The sequence below is a fragment of the Streptomyces sp. NPDC042100 genome (assembly GCF_055582325.1).
The window spans coordinates 81042-97593 of sequence record NZ_JBVJDK010000005.1; the positions used below are offsets into that span (position 1 = coordinate 81042).

Here is a 16552-nt window from a genome sequence, read left to right on the forward strand (position 1 = left end):
CGGGGCCCTTACAGGCCGTAGCGCTCCCGCGCCTCCTTCACCGACGTCGCCTGGACCTGCCCCTTGCGGGCGAGCTGGGCGAGCGCGGCGACGACGATCGACTGGGCGTCGATGCCGAAGTGGCGGCGGGCGGCGGCGCGGGTGTCCGAGAGGCCGAAGCCGTCGGCGCCCAGCGAGGACCAGTCCTGCTCGACCCACTGCGCGATCTGGTCCGGGACCTGGCGCATGTAGTCCGAGACGGCGAGGACCGGGGAGTCCACGCCCTCCAGGGCCTGGCGGACGTACGGCACCCGCTCCTCGCCGCGCAGCAGGGCCGCGTCGGCCTCCAGCGCGTCGCGGCGCAGCTCGGTCCAGGAGGTGGCGGACCACACGTCGGCGGCCACGCCCCACTCGGCGGCGAGCAGCCGCTGCGCCTCCAGCGCCCAGTGGATGGCAGTGCCGGAGGAGAGGAGCTGGATGCGCGCGGCGTTCGCCGGGAGCTCCAGGCCCGCAGACTCGGCCGTGTTGAAGCGGTACAGGCCCTTGACGATGCCCTCGTCGACGCCCGCCGGCTTGGCCGGCTGCGGCATCGGCTCGTTGTAGACGGTGAGGTAGTAGAAGACGTTCTGGTCCTCGCCCTCGGCCGCCTCGCCGTACATGCGGCGCAGGCCCTCCTTGACGATGGCCGCGACCTCGTAGGCGAACGCCGGGTCGTAGGTGAGCGCCGCCGGGTTGGTGGCCGCGATCACCGGGGAGTGGCCGTCGGCGTGCTGGAGGCCCTCACCGGTCAGCGTGGTGCGGCCGGCCGTCGCGCCGACGAGGAAGCCTCGGCCGAGCTGGTCGCCGAGCTGCCACATCTGGTCGGCGGTCCGCTGCCAGCCGAACATCGAGTAGAAGATGTAGAACGGGATCATCGCCTCGCCGTGCGTCGCGTACGACGTGGAGGCGGCGATGAAGTCGGCCATCGAGCCGGCCTCGGTGATGCCCTCGTTCAGGATCTGGCCGTTGACGGCCTCCTTGTAGTACATCAGCTGGTCGCGGTCGACCGGCTCGTACGTCTGGCCCTTCGGCGAGTAGATGCCGAGCGAGGGGAACAGCGACTCCATGCCGAAGGTGCGGGCCTCGTCCGGGACGATCGGGACCCAGCGCTTGCCGGTCTCCTTGTCGCGGACCAGGTCCTTGACCAGGCGCACGAAGGCCATCGTGGTCGCGATCGACTGCGAGCCGGAGCCCTTGTCGAAGGCGGCGAAGGTCTTCTCGGCCGGGGCCGGCAGCGGCGCGAGCGGGTGCACGCGGCGGGCCGGGGCGGGGCCGCCGAGGGCCGCGCGGCGCTCCTGGAGGTAGCGGACCTCGGGGGAGTCGGCGCCCGGGTGACCGTAGGGCACCTGGCCGTCGACGAACTGCGCGTCCGAGATCGGCAGTTCGAGGAGGTCGCGCATGTTCTTGAACTCGTCGGTGGTGAGCTTCTTCATCTGGTGGTTCGCGTTCTTCGACGCGAAGCCCTCACCGAGGGTGAAGCCCTTGACGGTCTGCGCCAGGATGACCGTCGGCGCGCCCTTGAACTCCAGGGCGGCCTTGTAGGCGGCGTAGACCTTGCGCGGCTCGTGGCCGCCTCGGGAGAGGTGGAAGCACTCCAGGATCTTGTCGTCCGAGAGCAGCTTCGCCATTTCGACGAGGGCCGGCTCCTTGCCGAAGAAGTCCTGGCGGATGTAGGCGGCGTCGCGGGTCTGGTACGTCTGGACCTGCGCGTCCGGCACCTCGCGGAGGCGGCGGACCAGGGCGCCGGTGGTGTCGAGCGCGAACAGCTCGTCCCAGGCGTTGCCCCACAGGGTCTTGACGACGTTCCAGCCGGCGCCGCGGAACTGGGCCTCCAGCTCCTGCACGATCTTGAAGTTGGCGCGGACCGGACCGTCGAGGCGCTGCAGGTTGCAGTTGATGACGAAGGTCAGGTTGTCCAGGCCCTCGCGGGCGGCGAGCGCCAGGGCGGCGGTCGACTCCGGCTCGTCCATCTCGCCGTCACCGAGGAACGCCCACACGTGCGAGGCGGAGACGTCCTTGATGGAGCGGTTGGTCAGGTAGCGGTTGAAGCGCGCCTGGTAGATCGCGGAGAGCGGGCCGAGGCCCATGGAGACGGTGGGGAACTCCCACAGCCAGGGCAGCCGGCGCGGGTGCGGGTAGGAGGGCAGGCCGTTGCCGCCGGACTCCTGCCGGAAGTTGTCGAGGTGGGCCTCGTCCAGCCGCCCGTCGAGGAAGGCGCGGGCGTAGATGCCGGGGGAGGCGTGGCCCTGGATGTAGAGCTGGTCGCCGGAGCCCTCGGCGGCGCCCGACTCCTTGCCCTTGAAGAAGTGGTTGAAGCCGGTCTCGTAGAGCCAGGCCGCGGAGGCGAAGGTGGCGATGTGGCCGCCGACGCCGTGCTTGGAGCCCCGGGTGACCATCGCCGCCGCGTTCCAGCGGTTCCAGGCGGTGATCTTCCGCTCCAGCTCCTCGTCGCCGCCGGTCTCGGTGACCGAGGGCTCGGCGGAGGTGGGGATGGTGTTGACGTAGTCCGTCTCCAGCAGCTTGGGCAGGGCCAGGCCCGCGCCCTCGGCGTGCTGGAGCGTGCGGCGCATCAGGTAGGCGGCCCGGTGCGGACCGGCGGCCTTGGTGACGGCGTCCAGGGAGGCCGCCCACTCGGCGGTCTCCTCGGTGTCACGGTCCGGGAGCTGGTCGAGCTCGCTCGGAATCTTGCCTACGGGATCGGTCATGATCGCCGCCTTCCGGACAGGAGGGGGTGCAGAAAAAAGAAGCCGTGTCTGGCAGGACAGGGCGAGGGGCCGGGGTACGGCCCGCCGAAGACTGTAAGCCGACGATCGATGATCGATCAAAGTGTTGAAGGGAAAAACTTGCCTGGAGCGCCAAAGTCGGCACAGGGTGCCGCGAAAAAGGGCACCCGGTGCCTAGTTTTCGAAGGATTTCCGCAGGTGGAGCAGCGATTGAGGCCCCGTACGCACGAATGAGCGGGTCCGTTCGAAACGGACCCGCTCAAGAAACGATCAAGAAAAGATCAAGGAATACGGGGTGGGCGCGTGGCCGGAATCACGCCCTCGGCGCGCAGCCGAGGACGTGCGCCTTCACCAGCGCGCCGATGTGCGGATCGCCCCTGCGGAAGGCCTCCACGAGCTCCTGGTGCTCCTCCGCGTACGACTTCTGCACCGTGCCCAGCCAGCGGATCGACAGCGCCGTGAAGACCTCGATGCCCAGACCCTCCCAGGTGTGCAGCAGCACGCTGTTGCCCGCCGCCTTCACCAGCTCCCGGTGGAAGGCCACCGTGTGCCGCACCTGCGCCGTGCCGTCCGCGGCGGCGTCCGCCTCGTACAGCGCCGCCACGTGCGGCTCCAGGGTCGAGCAGTCGGCCGCCAGCCGGCCCGCCGCCAGCTCCGCCGCGATCTGCTCCAGACCGGCCCGGACCGGGTAGCTCTCCTCCAGGTCGGCCGCGGTCAGGCTGCGCACCCGGACGCCCTTGTTCGGCGCCGACTCGATCAGCCGCAGCGATTCCAGCTCGCGCAGCGCCTCGCGCACCGGGGTCTGCGAGACCTCCAGCTCGGTGGCGATCCGGCGCTCCACGATCCGCTCGCCCGGCTTCCAGCGCCCGCTGACGATGCCCTCCACGATGTGCTCGCGGATCTGCTCGCGCAGCGAATGGACGACGGGCATGGTCATGGAAGCCGCTCCTTAGGGAGTCATTGACCCTGAGAACAATACGACGGTGTCCCCGCCCGGAAACACATCCGGACGGGGACACCGCAGGTGAGGCTTGTTACGTTGCCTTCCGGCAGCGCGCCTTACAGGCCGAGGTCCACCTCGAACTCGCCGGCCTCCAGGATCGCCTTGACGGCCGTCAGGTAGCGGGCGGCGTCGGCGCCGTCCACCAGACGGTGGTCGTAGGAGAGCGTCAGGTAGGTCATGTCGCGGACGCCGATGACGGTGCCCTCGGCGGTCTCGATGACGGCCGGACGCTTGACCGTGGCACCGATGCCCAGGATGGCGACCTGGTTCGGCGGCACGATGATCGTGTCGAACAGCGCACCGCGCGAGCCGGTGTTGCTGATGGTGAAGGTCGCGCCGGCGAGCTCGTCCGGCGTGATCTTGTTGCCGCGGACCTTGCCGGCCAGCTCGGCGGTGGCCTTGGAGATGCCGGCGATGTTCAGGTCGCCCGCACCCTTGATGACCGGGGTCATCAGGCCCTTCTCGGAGTCCACCGCGATCCCGATGTTCTCGGAGTCGAAGTAGGTGATGGTGCCCTCGTCCTCGTTGATCCGGGCGTTGATGACCGGGTGGGCCTTCAGCGCCTGGGCCGCCGCCTTCACGAAGAACGGCATCGGGGAGAGCTTGACGCCCTCACGGGCGGCGAAGGCGTCCTTCGCGCGGCCGCGCAGCTTCATCAGCTTGGTGATGTCGACCTCGACGACCGAGGACAGCTGGGCCTGGCCGTGCAGCGCCTTCATCATGTTGTCGCCGATGACCTTGCGCATGCGGGTCATCTTGACGGTCTGACCGCGCAGCGGGGAGACCTCCAGGGCCGGGGCCTTGGGCGCGGCGGCGGCCGGAGCCGGAGCGGCGGCCTGGGCCGGGGCGGCCTTCTTGGCCTCGGCGGCGGCGAGGACGTCCTGCTTGCGGATGCGACCGCCGACGCCCGAGCCCTTGACGGCCGTCAGGTCGACACCGTTCTCGGTGGCGAGCTTGCGGACCAGCGGGGTCACGTAGGCGCCGTCGTCGGCCGGCTGCGCGGCGGCGACGGGGGCGGGCGCGGCCGGGGCGACCGGGGCCGGAGCGGCCACCGGGGCGGCGGGCGCGACCGGGGCCGGGGCGGCGACCGGGGCGGCCGGGGCCACCGGGGCGGGCGCCGGAGCCGGAGCGGCCGGAGCCACCGGAGCCGGGGCGGCGGCGGGGGCCGGGGCGGCCGGAGCCGGAGCGGCGGCGGGCGCGGCACCGGCGGCGCCGATGACGGCCAGCTTGGCGCCGACCTCGGCGGTCTCGTCCTCGCCGACCACGATCTCCAGGAGCACGCCGGAGGCGGGCGCCGGGATCTCGGTGTCGACCTTGTCCGTGGAGACCTCGAGCAGCGGCTCGTCGGCCTCGACGGTCTCGCCGACCGACTTCAGCCAGCGGGTGACGGTGCCCTCGGTGACGGACTCGCCCAGCGCGGGCAGCACGACGTCGGTGCCCTGAGCGGCACCGGCGGGGGCGGCGGCCGGGGCCTCGGCCACGGGGGCCGGAGCGGCGGCGGGGGCCTCGGCGACCGGGGCCGGGGCGGCCGGCGCCGGGGCGGCGACCGGCTCGGCGGCCGGGGCCGGGGCCGGGGCAGCGGCGGGGGCGCCGGTGCCGTCGTCGATGATGGCCAGCTCGGCGCCGACCTCGACCGTCTCGTCCTCGGCGACCTTGATGGAGGCCAGGATGCCCGAGGCGGGGGCGGGGATCTCGGTGTCGACCTTGTCGGTCGAGACCTCGAGCAGCGGCTCGTCAGCCTCGACGCGCTCGCCCTCGGCCTTGAGCCAGCGGGTGACGGTGCCCTCGGTGACGCTCTCGCCGAGCGCCGGCAGGGTTACGGAAACCGACATGGTTTCGGTTGCTCCTATCGAATGTGCGGGAAGTGGTCGTCGCGCCCTGAGTGACGTGAGCGTCAGTCGTGGGAGTGGAGAGGCTTGCCGGCCAGGGCCAGGTGGGCCTCGCCGAGGGCCTCGTTCTGCGTCGGGTGGGCGTGGATGAGCTGCGCGACCTCGGCCGGCAGCGCCTCCCAGTTGTAGATCAGCTGCGCCTCGCCGACCTGCTCGCCCATGCGGTCACCGACCATGTGGACGCCGACCACGGCACCGTCCTTGACCTGGACGAGCTTGATCTCGCCCGCGGTCTTGAGGATCTTGCTCTTGCCGTTGCCCGCGAGGTTGTACTTGAGGGCGACGACCTTGTCCGCGCCGTAGATCTCCTTGGCCTTGGCCTCGGTGATGCCGACGGAGGCGACCTCGGGGTGGCAGTACGTCACCCGGGGGACACCGTCGTAGTCGATCGGGACGGTCTTCAGACCGGCCAGCCGCTCCGCCACCAGGATGCCCTCGGCGAAGCCGACGTGCGCGAGCTGGAGGGTCGGGACCAGGTCGCCGACCGCGGAGACCGTGGGCACGTTGGTGCGCATGTACTCGTCGACGAGCACGTAGCCGCGGTCCATCGCGACGCCCTGCTCCTCGTAGCCCAGACCGGCCGAGACCGGGCCGCGGCCGATGGCGACCAGCAGCACCTCGGCCTCGAAGGTCTTGCCGTCGGCCAGGGTGACCTTGACGCCGGTCTCGGTGTACTCGGCCGACTGGAAGAAGGTGCCGAGGTTGAACTTGATGCCGCGCTTGCGGAAGGCCCGCTCCAGCAGCTTCGAGCTGTTCTCGTCCTCGACCGGGACCAGGTGCTTCAGGCCCTCGATGACGGTGACGTCGGTGCCGAAGGACTTCCACGCCGAGGCGAACTCGACGCCGATGACGCCGCCGCCCAGGATGATCGCGGACTCCGGGACCCGGTCCAGGGTCAGCGCGTGGTCCGAGGAGATGATCCGGTTGCCGTCGATCTCCAGGCCCGGCAGGGACTTCGGCACGGAGCCGGTGGCCAGCAGGACGTGACGGCCCTCGACGCGGCGGCCGTCGACGTCGACCGAGGTCGGCGAGGACAGGCGGCCGGTGCCCTCGATGTACGTCACCTTGCGGGAGGCGACCAGACCCTGCAGGCCCTTGTACAGGCCCGAGATCACGTCGTCCTTGTACTTGTGCACGGCCTTGATGTCGATGCCCTCGAAAGAGGCCTTGACACCGAACTGCTCCGCCTCGCGCGCCTGGTCGGCGACCTCGCCGGCGTGGAGCAGGGCCTTCGTCGGGATGCAGCCGTTGTGCAGGCAGGTGCCGCCGAGCTTGTTCTTCTCGATCAGTGCGACGTCCAGGCCCAGCTGCGCTCCGCGCAGCGCCGCGGCGTAACCGCCGCTACCGCCGCCGAGGATCACTAGGTCGAAAACGGTGCTGGCGTCGTTCGCCACGTCACGTCCTCCATGCATGTGCGCTCGTCGCCGGTCTTCGGTGACCGGGCGGCGGCTCCGGTGTCCGGCCGCTTTTCGTCGGCCCTGTGGTGGGGGCCCTGTCCTGCCGAGAACCCATCTTCGCACTTGTTGACGGACGACGGGACGCGGGGCCGGTGGATGAGACCGGCCGATCGTCCGTACGGCCGGGTAATACGCGCGTACGAAGCCACGGATTTCGTCGCGGGCGAACAGGCCCGAAACGGGCGAAGGCCCCGGGCACAGGGGTCCCGGGGCCTTCGCCGCGGGCTCAGCGGCCCGCCCGCGAGCCGGTCAGAGCTCGCCCTCCGCGTGGCGCTCGGCCAGCCGCACCAGGGTGCGCACCGAGGAGCCGGTGCCGCCCTTCGGGGTGTAGCCGTACGGGGCGCCCTCGTGGAAGGCCGGGCCCGCGATGTCCAGGTGGGCCCAGGCGATGCCCTCGCCCACGAACTCCTGGAGGAACAGGCCGGCGACCAGGCCGCCGCCCATCCGGACGCCCATGTTGGCGATGTCGGCGGTGGGGGAGTCCATCGACTTGCGCAGGTCCGCCGGGAGCGGCATCGGCCAGGACTGCTCGCCGACCTCCTCGGCGGTCTCGTGGATCGCCGTCCGGTAGTCGTCGTCGTTGGCCATGATGCCGAAGGTGCGGTCGCCCAGGGCCAGCACCATGGCGCCGGTCAGGGTGGCCACGTCGATGATCGCGTCCGGGTGCTCCTCCGAGGCCTTGGTCAGCGCGTCGGCCAGGACCAGGCGGCCCTCGGCGTCCGTGTTGAGGACCTCGACGGTCTTGCCGCTGTACATGCGCAGCACGTCGCCGGGGCGGGTGGCCGAGCCCGACGGCATGTTCTCCGCCAGCGCCAGCCAGCCGGTGACGTTGACGGCCAGGCCGAGGCGGGCCGCGGCGACGACGGTCGAGAACACGGCGGCGGCGCCGCTCATGTCGCACTTCATCGTCTCGTTGTGGCCGGCCGGCTTGAGCGAGATGCCGCCCGAGTCGTAGGTGATGCCCTTGCCGACCAGGGCCAGGGTCTGCTCCGCCTTCGGGTGGGTGTAGGCGATGCGGACCAGGCGCGGCGGGTTCACCGAACCGGCGCCGACGCCCAGGATGCCGCCGTAGCCGCCCTTGGCGAGCGCCTTCTCGTCGAGCACCTGGACCTTGAGGCCGTACTCCTTGCCGGCGGCCTGGGCGGCGGCGGCGAAGGCGACCGGGTGCAGGTCGTTCGGCGGCTGGTTGATCAGGTCGCGGGAGCGGTTCATCTCCTCGGCGACGATCTGGGCGCGCTCCGCGGCGGCCTTGTACGCCTTGTCACGCGGCTTGGCGCCGAGCAGGGCGACCTCGGCCAGCGGCTTCTTGGCGTCCTTCGGGACGTCCTGGTAGGCGGTGTAGGCGTACGCGCCGAGCAGCGCGCCCTCCGCGATGGCGGCGACGTCCTCGGGCGAGGAGATCGGCAGCGCGAAGGCGGCCTTCTTCGCGCCGGCCAGGACACGGGCGGCGGTGCCCGCGGCCCGGCGGAGCGTCTCGGCCGCGTAGGCCTCGTCCGCCTCCGGCGCCGCGCCCAGGCCGACGGCCAGGACGACGGGGGCCTTCACCCCGGCGGGGGCGGGCAGCTTGGTCGCCTCACCTTCGCCACCGGAGGCGCCCAGGGTCTCCAGGACGGCGGCGAGCCCGCCGTCGAAGGCCTGGTCGACGGCCTCGGCGCCGGGGGCGACGACAAGCGCCTTGCCGGCCTTCGCGACGCCGACCACGAGGGCGTCGGCACGCAGCGTCGCCGCTCCGGCGGTGCTGAGAGTGAGAGCAGTCACGGTGGTGAAATCTCGCTTCCATTGAGTTCTTGGCGGTCGTGGGATGGGCCGACCGTGCCCCGCCGCATCGTATTTCGGCCCGATGAGCGCCGAGAACGAGCCTACGCCCGCGCACGCTGTTCGCTCACGGCGGCGGCGGTTCACTCGTCCGTGGTGTCTCTTTCGGGTTTACCCCGTCAGCTCGCGGAGCTCGTTCACACTCGCCTCAATCACGCGGGGGCGACGCGCTCGCCTCCGTCTCCACCGCAGCATCTTCACAGGTCCCCCCTCCACCGGGCGGGCCTGCGAGGGGGGACAGCACCTGATGGACTCCGGCCGAATCCGTACGCCCAGAACCGCCTCCGCGCCCCACGCGCGCCGCCCCGCCCGCGCCCCGCGCGCGCCCCTCTCCGGGCGCCTCGCGGTCCTCGCCGCCGCCGCGCTGCTCGCCACCGTCCTGCCGTCCGCGCAGGCCACCGCCGCCGACCCGGCCCCGCGGATCGACCTCACCGTCCTCGTCGTCGACGACGGCGGCACCGCCGTCGCGGCGATCACCGACGAACTGCGCTCCACCGGCGTGCCCTACCGCACGCTCGACCTGAACGACCCGAACCGGCCGGTGCTCGACGCCGCCTTCCTCAGTGACCCCTCCGACAGCGCGACCGGGCGCCCGCGCGCCAGGTACCAGGGCGTCGTCCTGCCGCACGAGGCCGTCTTCGGCCCCGGCTCCGCCGAGCGGACCGCCCTCGTCGCGTACGAGAAGACCTTCGGCATCCCGCAGGTCGACGCCTACACCTGGGCGCACCCCGGCGTCGGGCTCGACTACACCTCCGACGGCGGCTACTCCGGCGTCCTCGACGGCGCCCGCGCCGCCGTCACCCCGGCCGGCCTCGCGGGCCCCTTCGGCTACCTCAGGGGGACCGTGGAGTTCGAGGACAACGACCCGTCCGTCGACGAGAGCTACGGTTTCGCGGGCCGCCCCCGCACCGGCTTCACCAGCCTCCTCGACCTGCCCGTCGGGGGCGGCGGCCGGGCCAGCCTGATCGGCGAGTACGCCCACGACGGGCGCCGCGAGCTGGTGGTGACCTTCGCGTACAACAGCCACCAGCGGCAGTACCGCGCGCTGGCCCGAGGCATCGTCGAATGGCTCACCCAGGGCGTCCACCTCGGCCAGGAGCGCAACTACCTCTCGGTCCACGTCGACGACGTGCTCGCCCCCGACGCCCGCTGGGACAGCGCGCGCGACTGCACCCCCGGCGACCTCGACTGCGCCGGGGGCGACGGGGAGGCGGAGAACCCGATCCGGATGACCGCCGCCGACGCCCAGTACGCCGCCGCCTGGCAGAAGGCCGCCGGCTTCCAGCTCGACCTGGTCTACAACGGCGGCCAGGGCGAGCAGTGGAAGACCGAGCACGGCGGCACCGACCCGCTCGCCACCCGGCTGATCGCCGACCGCGCGCAGTACCGCTGGGTCAACCACACCTACACCCACCCCTTCCTCGGCTGTGTGCAGGACGCCGGCACCGTCCCCTGGACGTGCGCCAAGGACCCGGCGACCGGCGCGGTGAAGTGGACGAGCCGCGCCGAGATCTCCGCGCAGATCCGCGACAACCTCAACTGGGCCTTGCTCAAGGGGATCTCCGTCGACCGCACGGAGCTGGTCACCGGCGAGCACTCCGGCCTGAAGACCCTCCCGCAGCAGCCCGCGGACAACCCCAACCTGGCCGGCGCGCTCGCCGACAACGGCGTCGAGTGGATCGCCGGGGACAACTCGCGCGAGCCGCAGCAACGTTCCGTCGGCACCGGCGCGCTCGCCGCGCTGACCGTGCCCCGCCACCCCATGAACGTGTACTACAACGTGGGCACCGCCGCCGAGATGGCCGACGAGTACAACTGGATCTACACCTCCCGCGCCGACGGCGGCAGCGGGATCTGCGAGTCCAACCCGGCCTCCACCTGCCTGCCCGCCCCGCTCGACACCGCCACCGGCTACGCGGACCACATCGTGCCGCAGGAGGCCCGCACCGCCCTCTCCCACGTCCTGGGCAACGACCCGCGCCCGCACTACGTCCACCAGTCGAACCTCGCCGAGGAGCGCATCCTCTACCCGGTCCTCGACAAGGTGCTCGCCGACTACCGCGCCCTGTTCGCCGCGAACACGCCCCTGGTGAACCCCCGCCAGAAGGAGGCCGGCGCCGAGCTGGAGCGCCGCACCGCCTGGGAGCGGGCCCTCGCCGACGGCAAGGTCACCGCCTACCGGATCGGCGCCACCGTCACCGTCAAGGCGCCCTCCGGAGTCACCGTCCCGGTCACCGCGCCCGAGGGCACCCGCAAGCAACTCCTCCTCGGCACCGCCGCCTTCGGCACCGCCTACGCGGGCACCCGGTCCGCCTGGACCGCGCCCGAGCTGCTGCAGACCTCGATCACGCTCAAGCTGCCGACCGCCTGACCACGTCAGGGCCTGTCTGGGGGGACACACACATGCCGAGCAGCGGCCGTCACGTCACCATGCTCACCGAAGGCACCTATCCGCACGTCCACGGGGGCGTCAGCACCTGGTGCGACCAGCTCGTCCGGGGGATGCCCGAAGTCGACTTCCGCATCCTCGCCCTCACCGGCAGCGGCCGCGAACCCGTGACCTGGGAGCTGCCGCCGAACGTCTCCGAGCACCGCTCCTTCCCGCTCTGGGGCACCCCGGAGCGGGGCGGGGCGCTCCGCGGCCCGGCCCGCCGGCGCTTCCTCGACACCTACGAACGCCTCCTGCTCGCGATCCTCGACCCCACCGCGGGCTGCGACTTCGGCGAGAGCCTCCTCGCCCTCGCCGCGCTCGCCCGCGAGGGGCGCCTGACCGCCGCCCTGCGCACGGAGCGGGTGCTGCGCTCCCTGATGTGGATCTGGGCCATGCCCCACCTGCCGACGGCCGGGGCCCGGCCCACCGTCCACGACGCCCTCACCGCCACCGACCTGCTCGAACACGCCCTGCGCCCGCTCGCCGCCCGGATACCCGGCGACCGCGTGGCACACGCCGTGTCCAGCGGTCTCGCCACGCTGCCGGCGCTCGCCGCCCAGCACTTCGAAGGGGTGCCCTTCCTGCTGACCGAACACGGCATCTACCTCCGCGAGCGCTACCTCGGCTACCGCACCGAGGCCCAGCGCTGGCCCGTCAAGGCCCTCATGCTCGGCTTCTACCGGGAGCTCAACTCCCTGGGCTACCGCCAGGCCGACCTCATCACCCCCTGCAACCAGTACAACCGGCGCTGGGAGGAGCGCGGCGGCGCCCCCGCCGACCGCATCCGCACCGTCTACAACGGCGTCGACCCCGAGGCCTTCCCCTGGGCGGGCCCCGAACCCGGGACACCCACCCTCAGCTGGGTCGGCCGGGTCGACCCCATCAAGGACCTGGAGACCCTGATCCGGGCGTACGCGATCGTCCGCGCCGAACTCCCCGAGACCCGCCTGCGGCTCTTCGGCCCCGTCCCGGCCGGCAACGAGGACTACCGCACCCGCCTGGAGAAGCTCGCCGCCGAACTCGGCGTCGCCGACGGGGTCGCCTTCGAGGGCCGCACCTCCGACGTCGCCGGGGCCTACGCGGCCGGGAACGTCGTGATGCTCTCCTCGATCAGCGAGGGCTTCCCCTTCTCCCTCATCGAGGCCATGTCCTGCGGCCGGGCCACCGTCTCCACCGACGTCGGGGGAGTCCGCGAGGCCGTCGGGGACACCGGCCTGGTCGTCCCGCCCCGCGAACCCGCCGTGATGGCCGCCGCCACCACCGGACTGCTCCGCGACCACGCCCGCCGCGCCGCGCTGGCCCGCGACGCCCGCCAGCGGGTGGTGGACCGTTTCACCCTGCACCGCTCCGTCGACGGCTTCCGCCGCATCTACCTCGAACTCGCCGGCCGCCGGGCCCCCGAACCGCCCGCCGCGCCCGCCGACTGGACCACCCGCCTCACCGACCCGTGGCGGGCCGAACTCCTCGGAGGTGCCCGGACATGAGCGGCTCCCTCTGGCTGCGGCCCGGCGCCGGCGCGGACACCCTCCCGGTCGTCCCGCGCCAGCGCACGGCCGGCCCGGACCCCGCGGCACCGGCCGCCGACCCCCTGGACGAGCTCGCCGGCCGGCTCGACGAGCTGGCCGCCGCGGCCGTCCACCCCGACGAGCTGGCGGCCATCCTGGAGTCCGACGGGATGACCGACACGCACATCCGGCTCACCTACGGCCGCGACGACTCCTTCGCCCTCGCCGAGGACCTCTACGCCCGCACCGCCCGCCGCCACCCCGCCCCCGAGGCCCCGCCCGCCGGCCCCTGGCACACCGGACTCGCCGGCTGCCTGCTGCGCGGCCTCGTCTTCGCCCTCCCCGGGCTCGCGTACGTGCTCGGCGCCCCGCTGCTGGCCGGCGGACCCGGCCGGTACGGGCTGCCGCCCGGCACCGTCCCGCTGTTCGCCGGAGCCGTCACCGGCTGGGTGTGGAACCAGGCGCTCTCCCACCGCGCCTACACCTGGCTCGGCCTCGGCGACCGGCGGGCCGCCGCCCGCACCCTGCTCACCGGCGCCCCGGCGGGCGCCCTCGCGGGAGCGGCCGTCGCCGTCGCGGCGGCCGGCCCGGGGGAGACCACGGCGGCCCTGTTCGGCGCCGGCCAGGCGGTCTACCTGGCCGCCGCGACCGTCCTGCTCGTCCTCGGCCGCGAACGGGCCCTGCTGGGCGCGCTGCTGCCGCTCGCCGTCGCCGTCCCCGCCCTGCGCTACGAGCTGCCCGAGGCCCTGCGGATCCTCCCGCTGCTCGGCTCGCTGCTCGCCACGGCCCTCTGCGCGGCCCTGGCCCTGCGGCCCGCGCCCGGCGAGCCCCGCCCGGCCCGGGGCCGAGGCGGCCCGCCGCTCGCCGCCTCCCTCCCGTACGGCCTGTTCGGCCTCGGCAGCGGGCTGCTCGTGCTGTACGCGGGGGCCGACGCGGTCATCGCGCTCACCCTGTCCATGGGCCCCGCCGAGTGGCTGCTGCACCGCTTCCGCCACTGGAGCCTGACCCGGCTGCGGCTGCTGACCACCGCGTACGAGTTCCGGCGCGCCGTCACCGGGATGCTCGCCCGCTGCCTGGGCGCCTACCTCCTGGTGCTGGCCGCCCTCACCGTCACCGCCGCCGTGCTCTGGCCCGGTGCCGAGGCCGTCTCCCCCGGCCGGACCGGCGCGCTGCTCCTGGTGGGCGCGGTGCTCTGGCTGGGGCTGCTGATGCAGGCCTTCGGCGGCGTGACGGGCGCCGCGGCGGTCTGCCTGCTCGCCGCGGCCGCCCAGACCCTGCTGCCGGCCGCCGGTCCCGCGGCGGCGGGCGCGGCGGCGGCCGTGCTGTGCGTGCTCACCTGCCTCCTGCTGGTCCGTCCGACCTCCCACCGCTTCTAGGGCCGAACCGTGACTCTCTCCTCCAGCACACCCAGCACACCCAGCACACCCAGCGGACCCAGCACACCCGGCCAGCCCGGCCCTGCCGGCCCGTCGGGCCCTTCCCTGCTGGTGCCCTTCTACGAGCACCCCGCCGACCGCCCCGAGGACTGGGCAGCCGTCGTGGCGGCGGCCCCCGCGCTCTACGGGGTCGTCCTCAACCCGGCCAGCGGCGCGGGCCGGGCGCCCGACCCCGCCTTCGCCGAGCTGGCGGGCCGGCTCCGGGCCGCCGGGGTGCGGGTGCTCGGCTACGCGGACACCGACTACGGGCGCCGCCCGCACCCCGAGGTGGTCGCCGACCTGGTGCGGCACCGCGACTGGTACGCGGCGGACGGCGCCTTCCTGGACCAGGTGCCGACCGAACCGGCGGCGCTGGCCCACTACCGGCGCCTCGCCGTGGCCGCCCGGGCGGCCGGGCTGCGCACCCTGGTCCTCAACCACGGCGCCCACCCCGCCCCCGGCTACGAGGCCCTGGCCGACCTCCTGGTGACCTTCGAGGGCCCCTGGGACGCCTATCGTGACCTGGACCTCCCGGTCGCCGACCACTACTGCCACCTGGTGTACGCGGCCCCGGCCGACGTCCGCCCGGCGACCCCGGTGCACTGCGCGGTGCCGGGCACCGGCGCGCACCCCTGGGGCACCCTGCCGCACACCCTGGAGCCCGCCCGATGAGACGCCTCGCGCCGCCGGCCCTGCCCTTGCTGGCCCTGCTGCTCCTGGTGGCCGGCTGCACCGCCGCGCCCGGCCCCGCGCCCGCCCCGGAGCACTCGCCGACGGGGCGGCCGGTGCCCGGCGAGCGGTGGCGGCCGGAGCCCGGACTGGACTGGCAGTGGCAGCTCAGCGGGCGGCTCGACCCGTCGGTGGACGTGCCGGTCTACGACATCGACGGCTTCGACCACCCGGCGGCCACCGTCGCCGACCTGCACCGCCGGGGCCGCAAGGTGATCTGCTACCTCTCCACCGGCGCCTGGGAGGACTTCCGCCCGGACGCGGCGGCGTTCCCGAAGTCCCTGCTGGGCAAGGGCAACGGCTGGCGGGGCGAGCGCTGGCTCGACATCCGCCGCACCGACCTGCTGGCCCCGCTGATGGCGGCGCGCCTGGACATGTGCCGGGCCAAGGGCTTCGACGCGGTCGAGCCCGACAACATGGACGGCTACCGCAACGCCACCGGCTTCCCGCTGACCGCCGCCGACCAGCTCCGCTACAACCGCCTGATCGCCCGGCTCGCGCGCGAACGGGGGCTGGCCGTGGGCCTCAAGAACGACCTGGACCAGATCCCCGAGCTGCTGGCCGACTTCGACTTCGCGGTCAACGAGCAGTGCGCCGAGTACGCCGAGTGCGAGCGGCTGGCCCCGTTCGTGAAGGCGGGCAAGGCGGTCTTCCACGTCGAGTACGAGCGGGAGACCCGGGAGTTCTGCCCCCGTACCCGGGCCCTCGGCCTCAGCTCGCTGCGCAAGCGCTACGAGCTGGGGGCGTGGCGCCAGACCTGCTGACCGTGCCCCCGGCTGGTCAGCCGAAGGTCAGCGCCACCAGCGCCGCCGTCGCCGCCGTCTCCTCCACCGCGCCGAACACGTCCCCGGTCACCCCGCCGAAGCGCCGCACGCAGCGCCGCAGCAGCAGCGCGGCGGCGGCCAGGCCGGCCAGCGCGGCGAGCGGGAGGCGCAGGGCGTCGGCGGGGGAGAGCAGGGCGCCCGCCGCCGCGCACAGCGCGAGGACCAGCAGCGTCAGCAGGGCGGCGGGGCGGAGCGGGACGGTCGAGGCGACGATCGCGCCGAGCCCCTCGGGCCGGGCGGCCGGGACGCCCCGCCGGGAGGCGTGGGTGAGGGCGAGCCGGGAGACGGCGGCGGCGAGGACGGCCCCGGCAGCGCCGTGCGCCCAGCCCCGCCCGTACAGCTCGTACACCGCCCCGACCTGCGCGAGCAGGGCGAAGAGCAGCACGATCACGCCGAACGGGCCGATGTCGGACTGCTTCATGATGCGCAGCGCGTCCTCGGCGGGCTTGGCGCTGCCGAGGCCGTCGGCGGTGTCGGCGAGCCCGTCCAGGTGCAGCCCGCGGGTCATCAGGGCCGGGACGGCGACGGTGAGGACGGCGGCGAGCAGCGAGCCCGAGCCGAGCAGCAGCAGGACCCCGCCGGCGCCGGCCGCGCACAGGCCCACGACGAGGCCCGCGAGCGGGGCGCAGAGCATCCCGGCGCGGGCCGCGTCGCGGTCCCAGCGGGTGATGCGGGCGGGGAGCACCGTGAGGGTGCCGAAGGCGAAACGCAGGCCGTCCATCCGCGGAAGGGTAGTGCCACGG

The 16552-nt window shown here is 73.5% G+C and carries 11 protein-coding genes; 5 read left to right on the forward strand and 6 right to left on the reverse strand.

Going from position 1 to position 16552, the window contains the following annotated elements; genetic code table 11:
• Positions 1-8: 8 nt before the first annotated feature.
• From aceE to ACZ6J5_RS12825, 5 genes are all read right to left on the reverse strand, one after another.
• Positions 9-2723 carry a pyruvate dehydrogenase (acetyl-transferring), homodimeric type gene (aceE, locus tag ACZ6J5_RS12805; protein ID WP_469390677.1) on the reverse strand — a complete coding sequence of 905 codons (2715 nt, stop codon included), beginning with the start codon at positions 2721-2723 and terminating at the stop codon, positions 9-11.
• Between the two features lie 331 nt (positions 2724-3054).
• Positions 3055-3678: a GntR family transcriptional regulator gene (locus ACZ6J5_RS12810; protein WP_469390679.1), complete on the reverse strand. Its 624-nt coding sequence runs from the start codon at positions 3676-3678 to the stop codon at positions 3055-3057.
• 122 nt (positions 3679-3800) lie between these two features.
• Complete coding sequence (sucB, locus tag ACZ6J5_RS12815) at positions 3801-5576, reverse strand: 2-oxoglutarate dehydrogenase, E2 component, dihydrolipoamide succinyltransferase (RefSeq protein ID WP_469390681.1); 1776 nt, start codon at positions 5574-5576, stop codon at positions 3801-3803.
• A 62-nt stretch (positions 5577-5638) separates the two neighbouring features.
• On the reverse strand, positions 5639-7027 hold the full coding sequence (gene lpdA, locus ACZ6J5_RS12820) for a dihydrolipoyl dehydrogenase (protein WP_469390683.1): 1389 nt from the start codon (positions 7025-7027) through the stop codon (positions 5639-5641).
• A gap of 312 nt (positions 7028-7339) precedes the next feature.
• A complete protein-coding gene (locus ACZ6J5_RS12825; protein ID WP_469390684.1) occupies positions 7340-8848 on the reverse strand; it encodes a leucyl aminopeptidase in 1509 nt (502 codons plus the stop codon).
• Between the two features lie 304 nt (positions 8849-9152).
• Between ACZ6J5_RS12825 and ACZ6J5_RS12830 the strand changes: the two genes are divergently transcribed.
• The 5 genes from ACZ6J5_RS12830 to ACZ6J5_RS12850 all read left to right on the forward strand — a co-directional run bounded on the left by ACZ6J5_RS12830 (position 9153) and on the right by ACZ6J5_RS12850 (position 15749).
• Positions 9153-11276 (forward strand): hypothetical protein, encoded by a 2124-nt coding sequence (locus ACZ6J5_RS12830; protein WP_469390686.1) that lies wholly within the window; start codon positions 9153-9155, stop codon positions 11274-11276.
• Between the two features lie 32 nt (positions 11277-11308).
• Positions 11309-12820 (forward strand): GT4 family glycosyltransferase PelF, encoded by a 1512-nt coding sequence (pelF, locus tag ACZ6J5_RS12835; RefSeq protein WP_469390688.1) that lies wholly within the window; start codon positions 11309-11311, stop codon positions 12818-12820.
• The gene (locus ACZ6J5_RS12840) at positions 12817-14217 is read left to right on the forward strand and encodes a hypothetical protein (RefSeq protein WP_469390689.1); all 1401 of its coding nucleotides are present in this window, start codon (positions 12817-12819) and stop codon (positions 14215-14217) included. Before pelF ends, ACZ6J5_RS12840 begins: the two co-directional genes overlap by 4 nt.
• A gap of 105 nt (positions 14218-14322) precedes the next feature.
• On the forward strand, positions 14323-14928 hold the full coding sequence (locus ACZ6J5_RS12845) for a spherulation-specific family 4 protein (RefSeq protein ID WP_469391350.1): 606 nt from the start codon (positions 14323-14325) through the stop codon (positions 14926-14928).
• Positions 14925-15749, forward strand: coding sequence for an endo alpha-1,4 polygalactosaminidase (locus tag ACZ6J5_RS12850; RefSeq protein ID WP_469390691.1), 825 nt, complete (start codon positions 14925-14927; stop codon positions 15747-15749). Before ACZ6J5_RS12845 ends, ACZ6J5_RS12850 begins: the two co-directional genes overlap by 4 nt.
• Before the next feature lie 16 nt (positions 15750-15765).
• Here the strand turns inward: ACZ6J5_RS12850 and ACZ6J5_RS12855 are convergent, their stop codons facing one another.
• A complete protein-coding gene (locus ACZ6J5_RS12855; RefSeq protein ID WP_469390692.1) occupies positions 15766-16530 on the reverse strand; it encodes an adenosylcobinamide-GDP ribazoletransferase in 765 nt (254 codons plus the stop codon).
• Between the last annotated feature and the right edge of the window lie 22 nt (positions 16531-16552).

Bases quoted from the DNA above. Each gene is read 5' to 3' on its own strand.
- aceE (WP_469390677.1), bottom strand. From the start codon at position 2,723: ATGACCGATCCCGTAGGCAAGATTCCGAGCGAGCTCGACCAGCTCCCG.
- ACZ6J5_RS12810 (WP_469390679.1), bottom strand. From the start codon at position 3,678: ATGACCATGCCCGTCGTCCATTCGCTGCGCGAGCAGATCCGCGAGCAC.
- sucB (WP_469390681.1), bottom strand. From the start codon at position 5,576: ATGTCGGTTTCCGTAACCCTGCCGGCGCTCGGCGAGAGCGTCACCGAG.
- ACZ6J5_RS12830 (WP_469390686.1), top strand. From the start codon at position 9,153: ATGGACTCCGGCCGAATCCGTACGCCCAGAACCGCCTCCGCGCCCCAC.
- pelF (WP_469390688.1), top strand. From the start codon at position 11,309: ATGCCGAGCAGCGGCCGTCACGTCACCATGCTCACCGAAGGCACCTAT.
- ACZ6J5_RS12840 (WP_469390689.1), top strand. From the start codon at position 12,817: ATGAGCGGCTCCCTCTGGCTGCGGCCCGGCGCCGGCGCGGACACCCTC.
- ACZ6J5_RS12850 (WP_469390691.1), top strand. From the start codon at position 14,925: ATGAGACGCCTCGCGCCGCCGGCCCTGCCCTTGCTGGCCCTGCTGCTC.
- ACZ6J5_RS12855 (WP_469390692.1), bottom strand. From the start codon at position 16,530: ATGGACGGCCTGCGTTTCGCCTTCGGCACCCTCACGGTGCTCCCCGCC.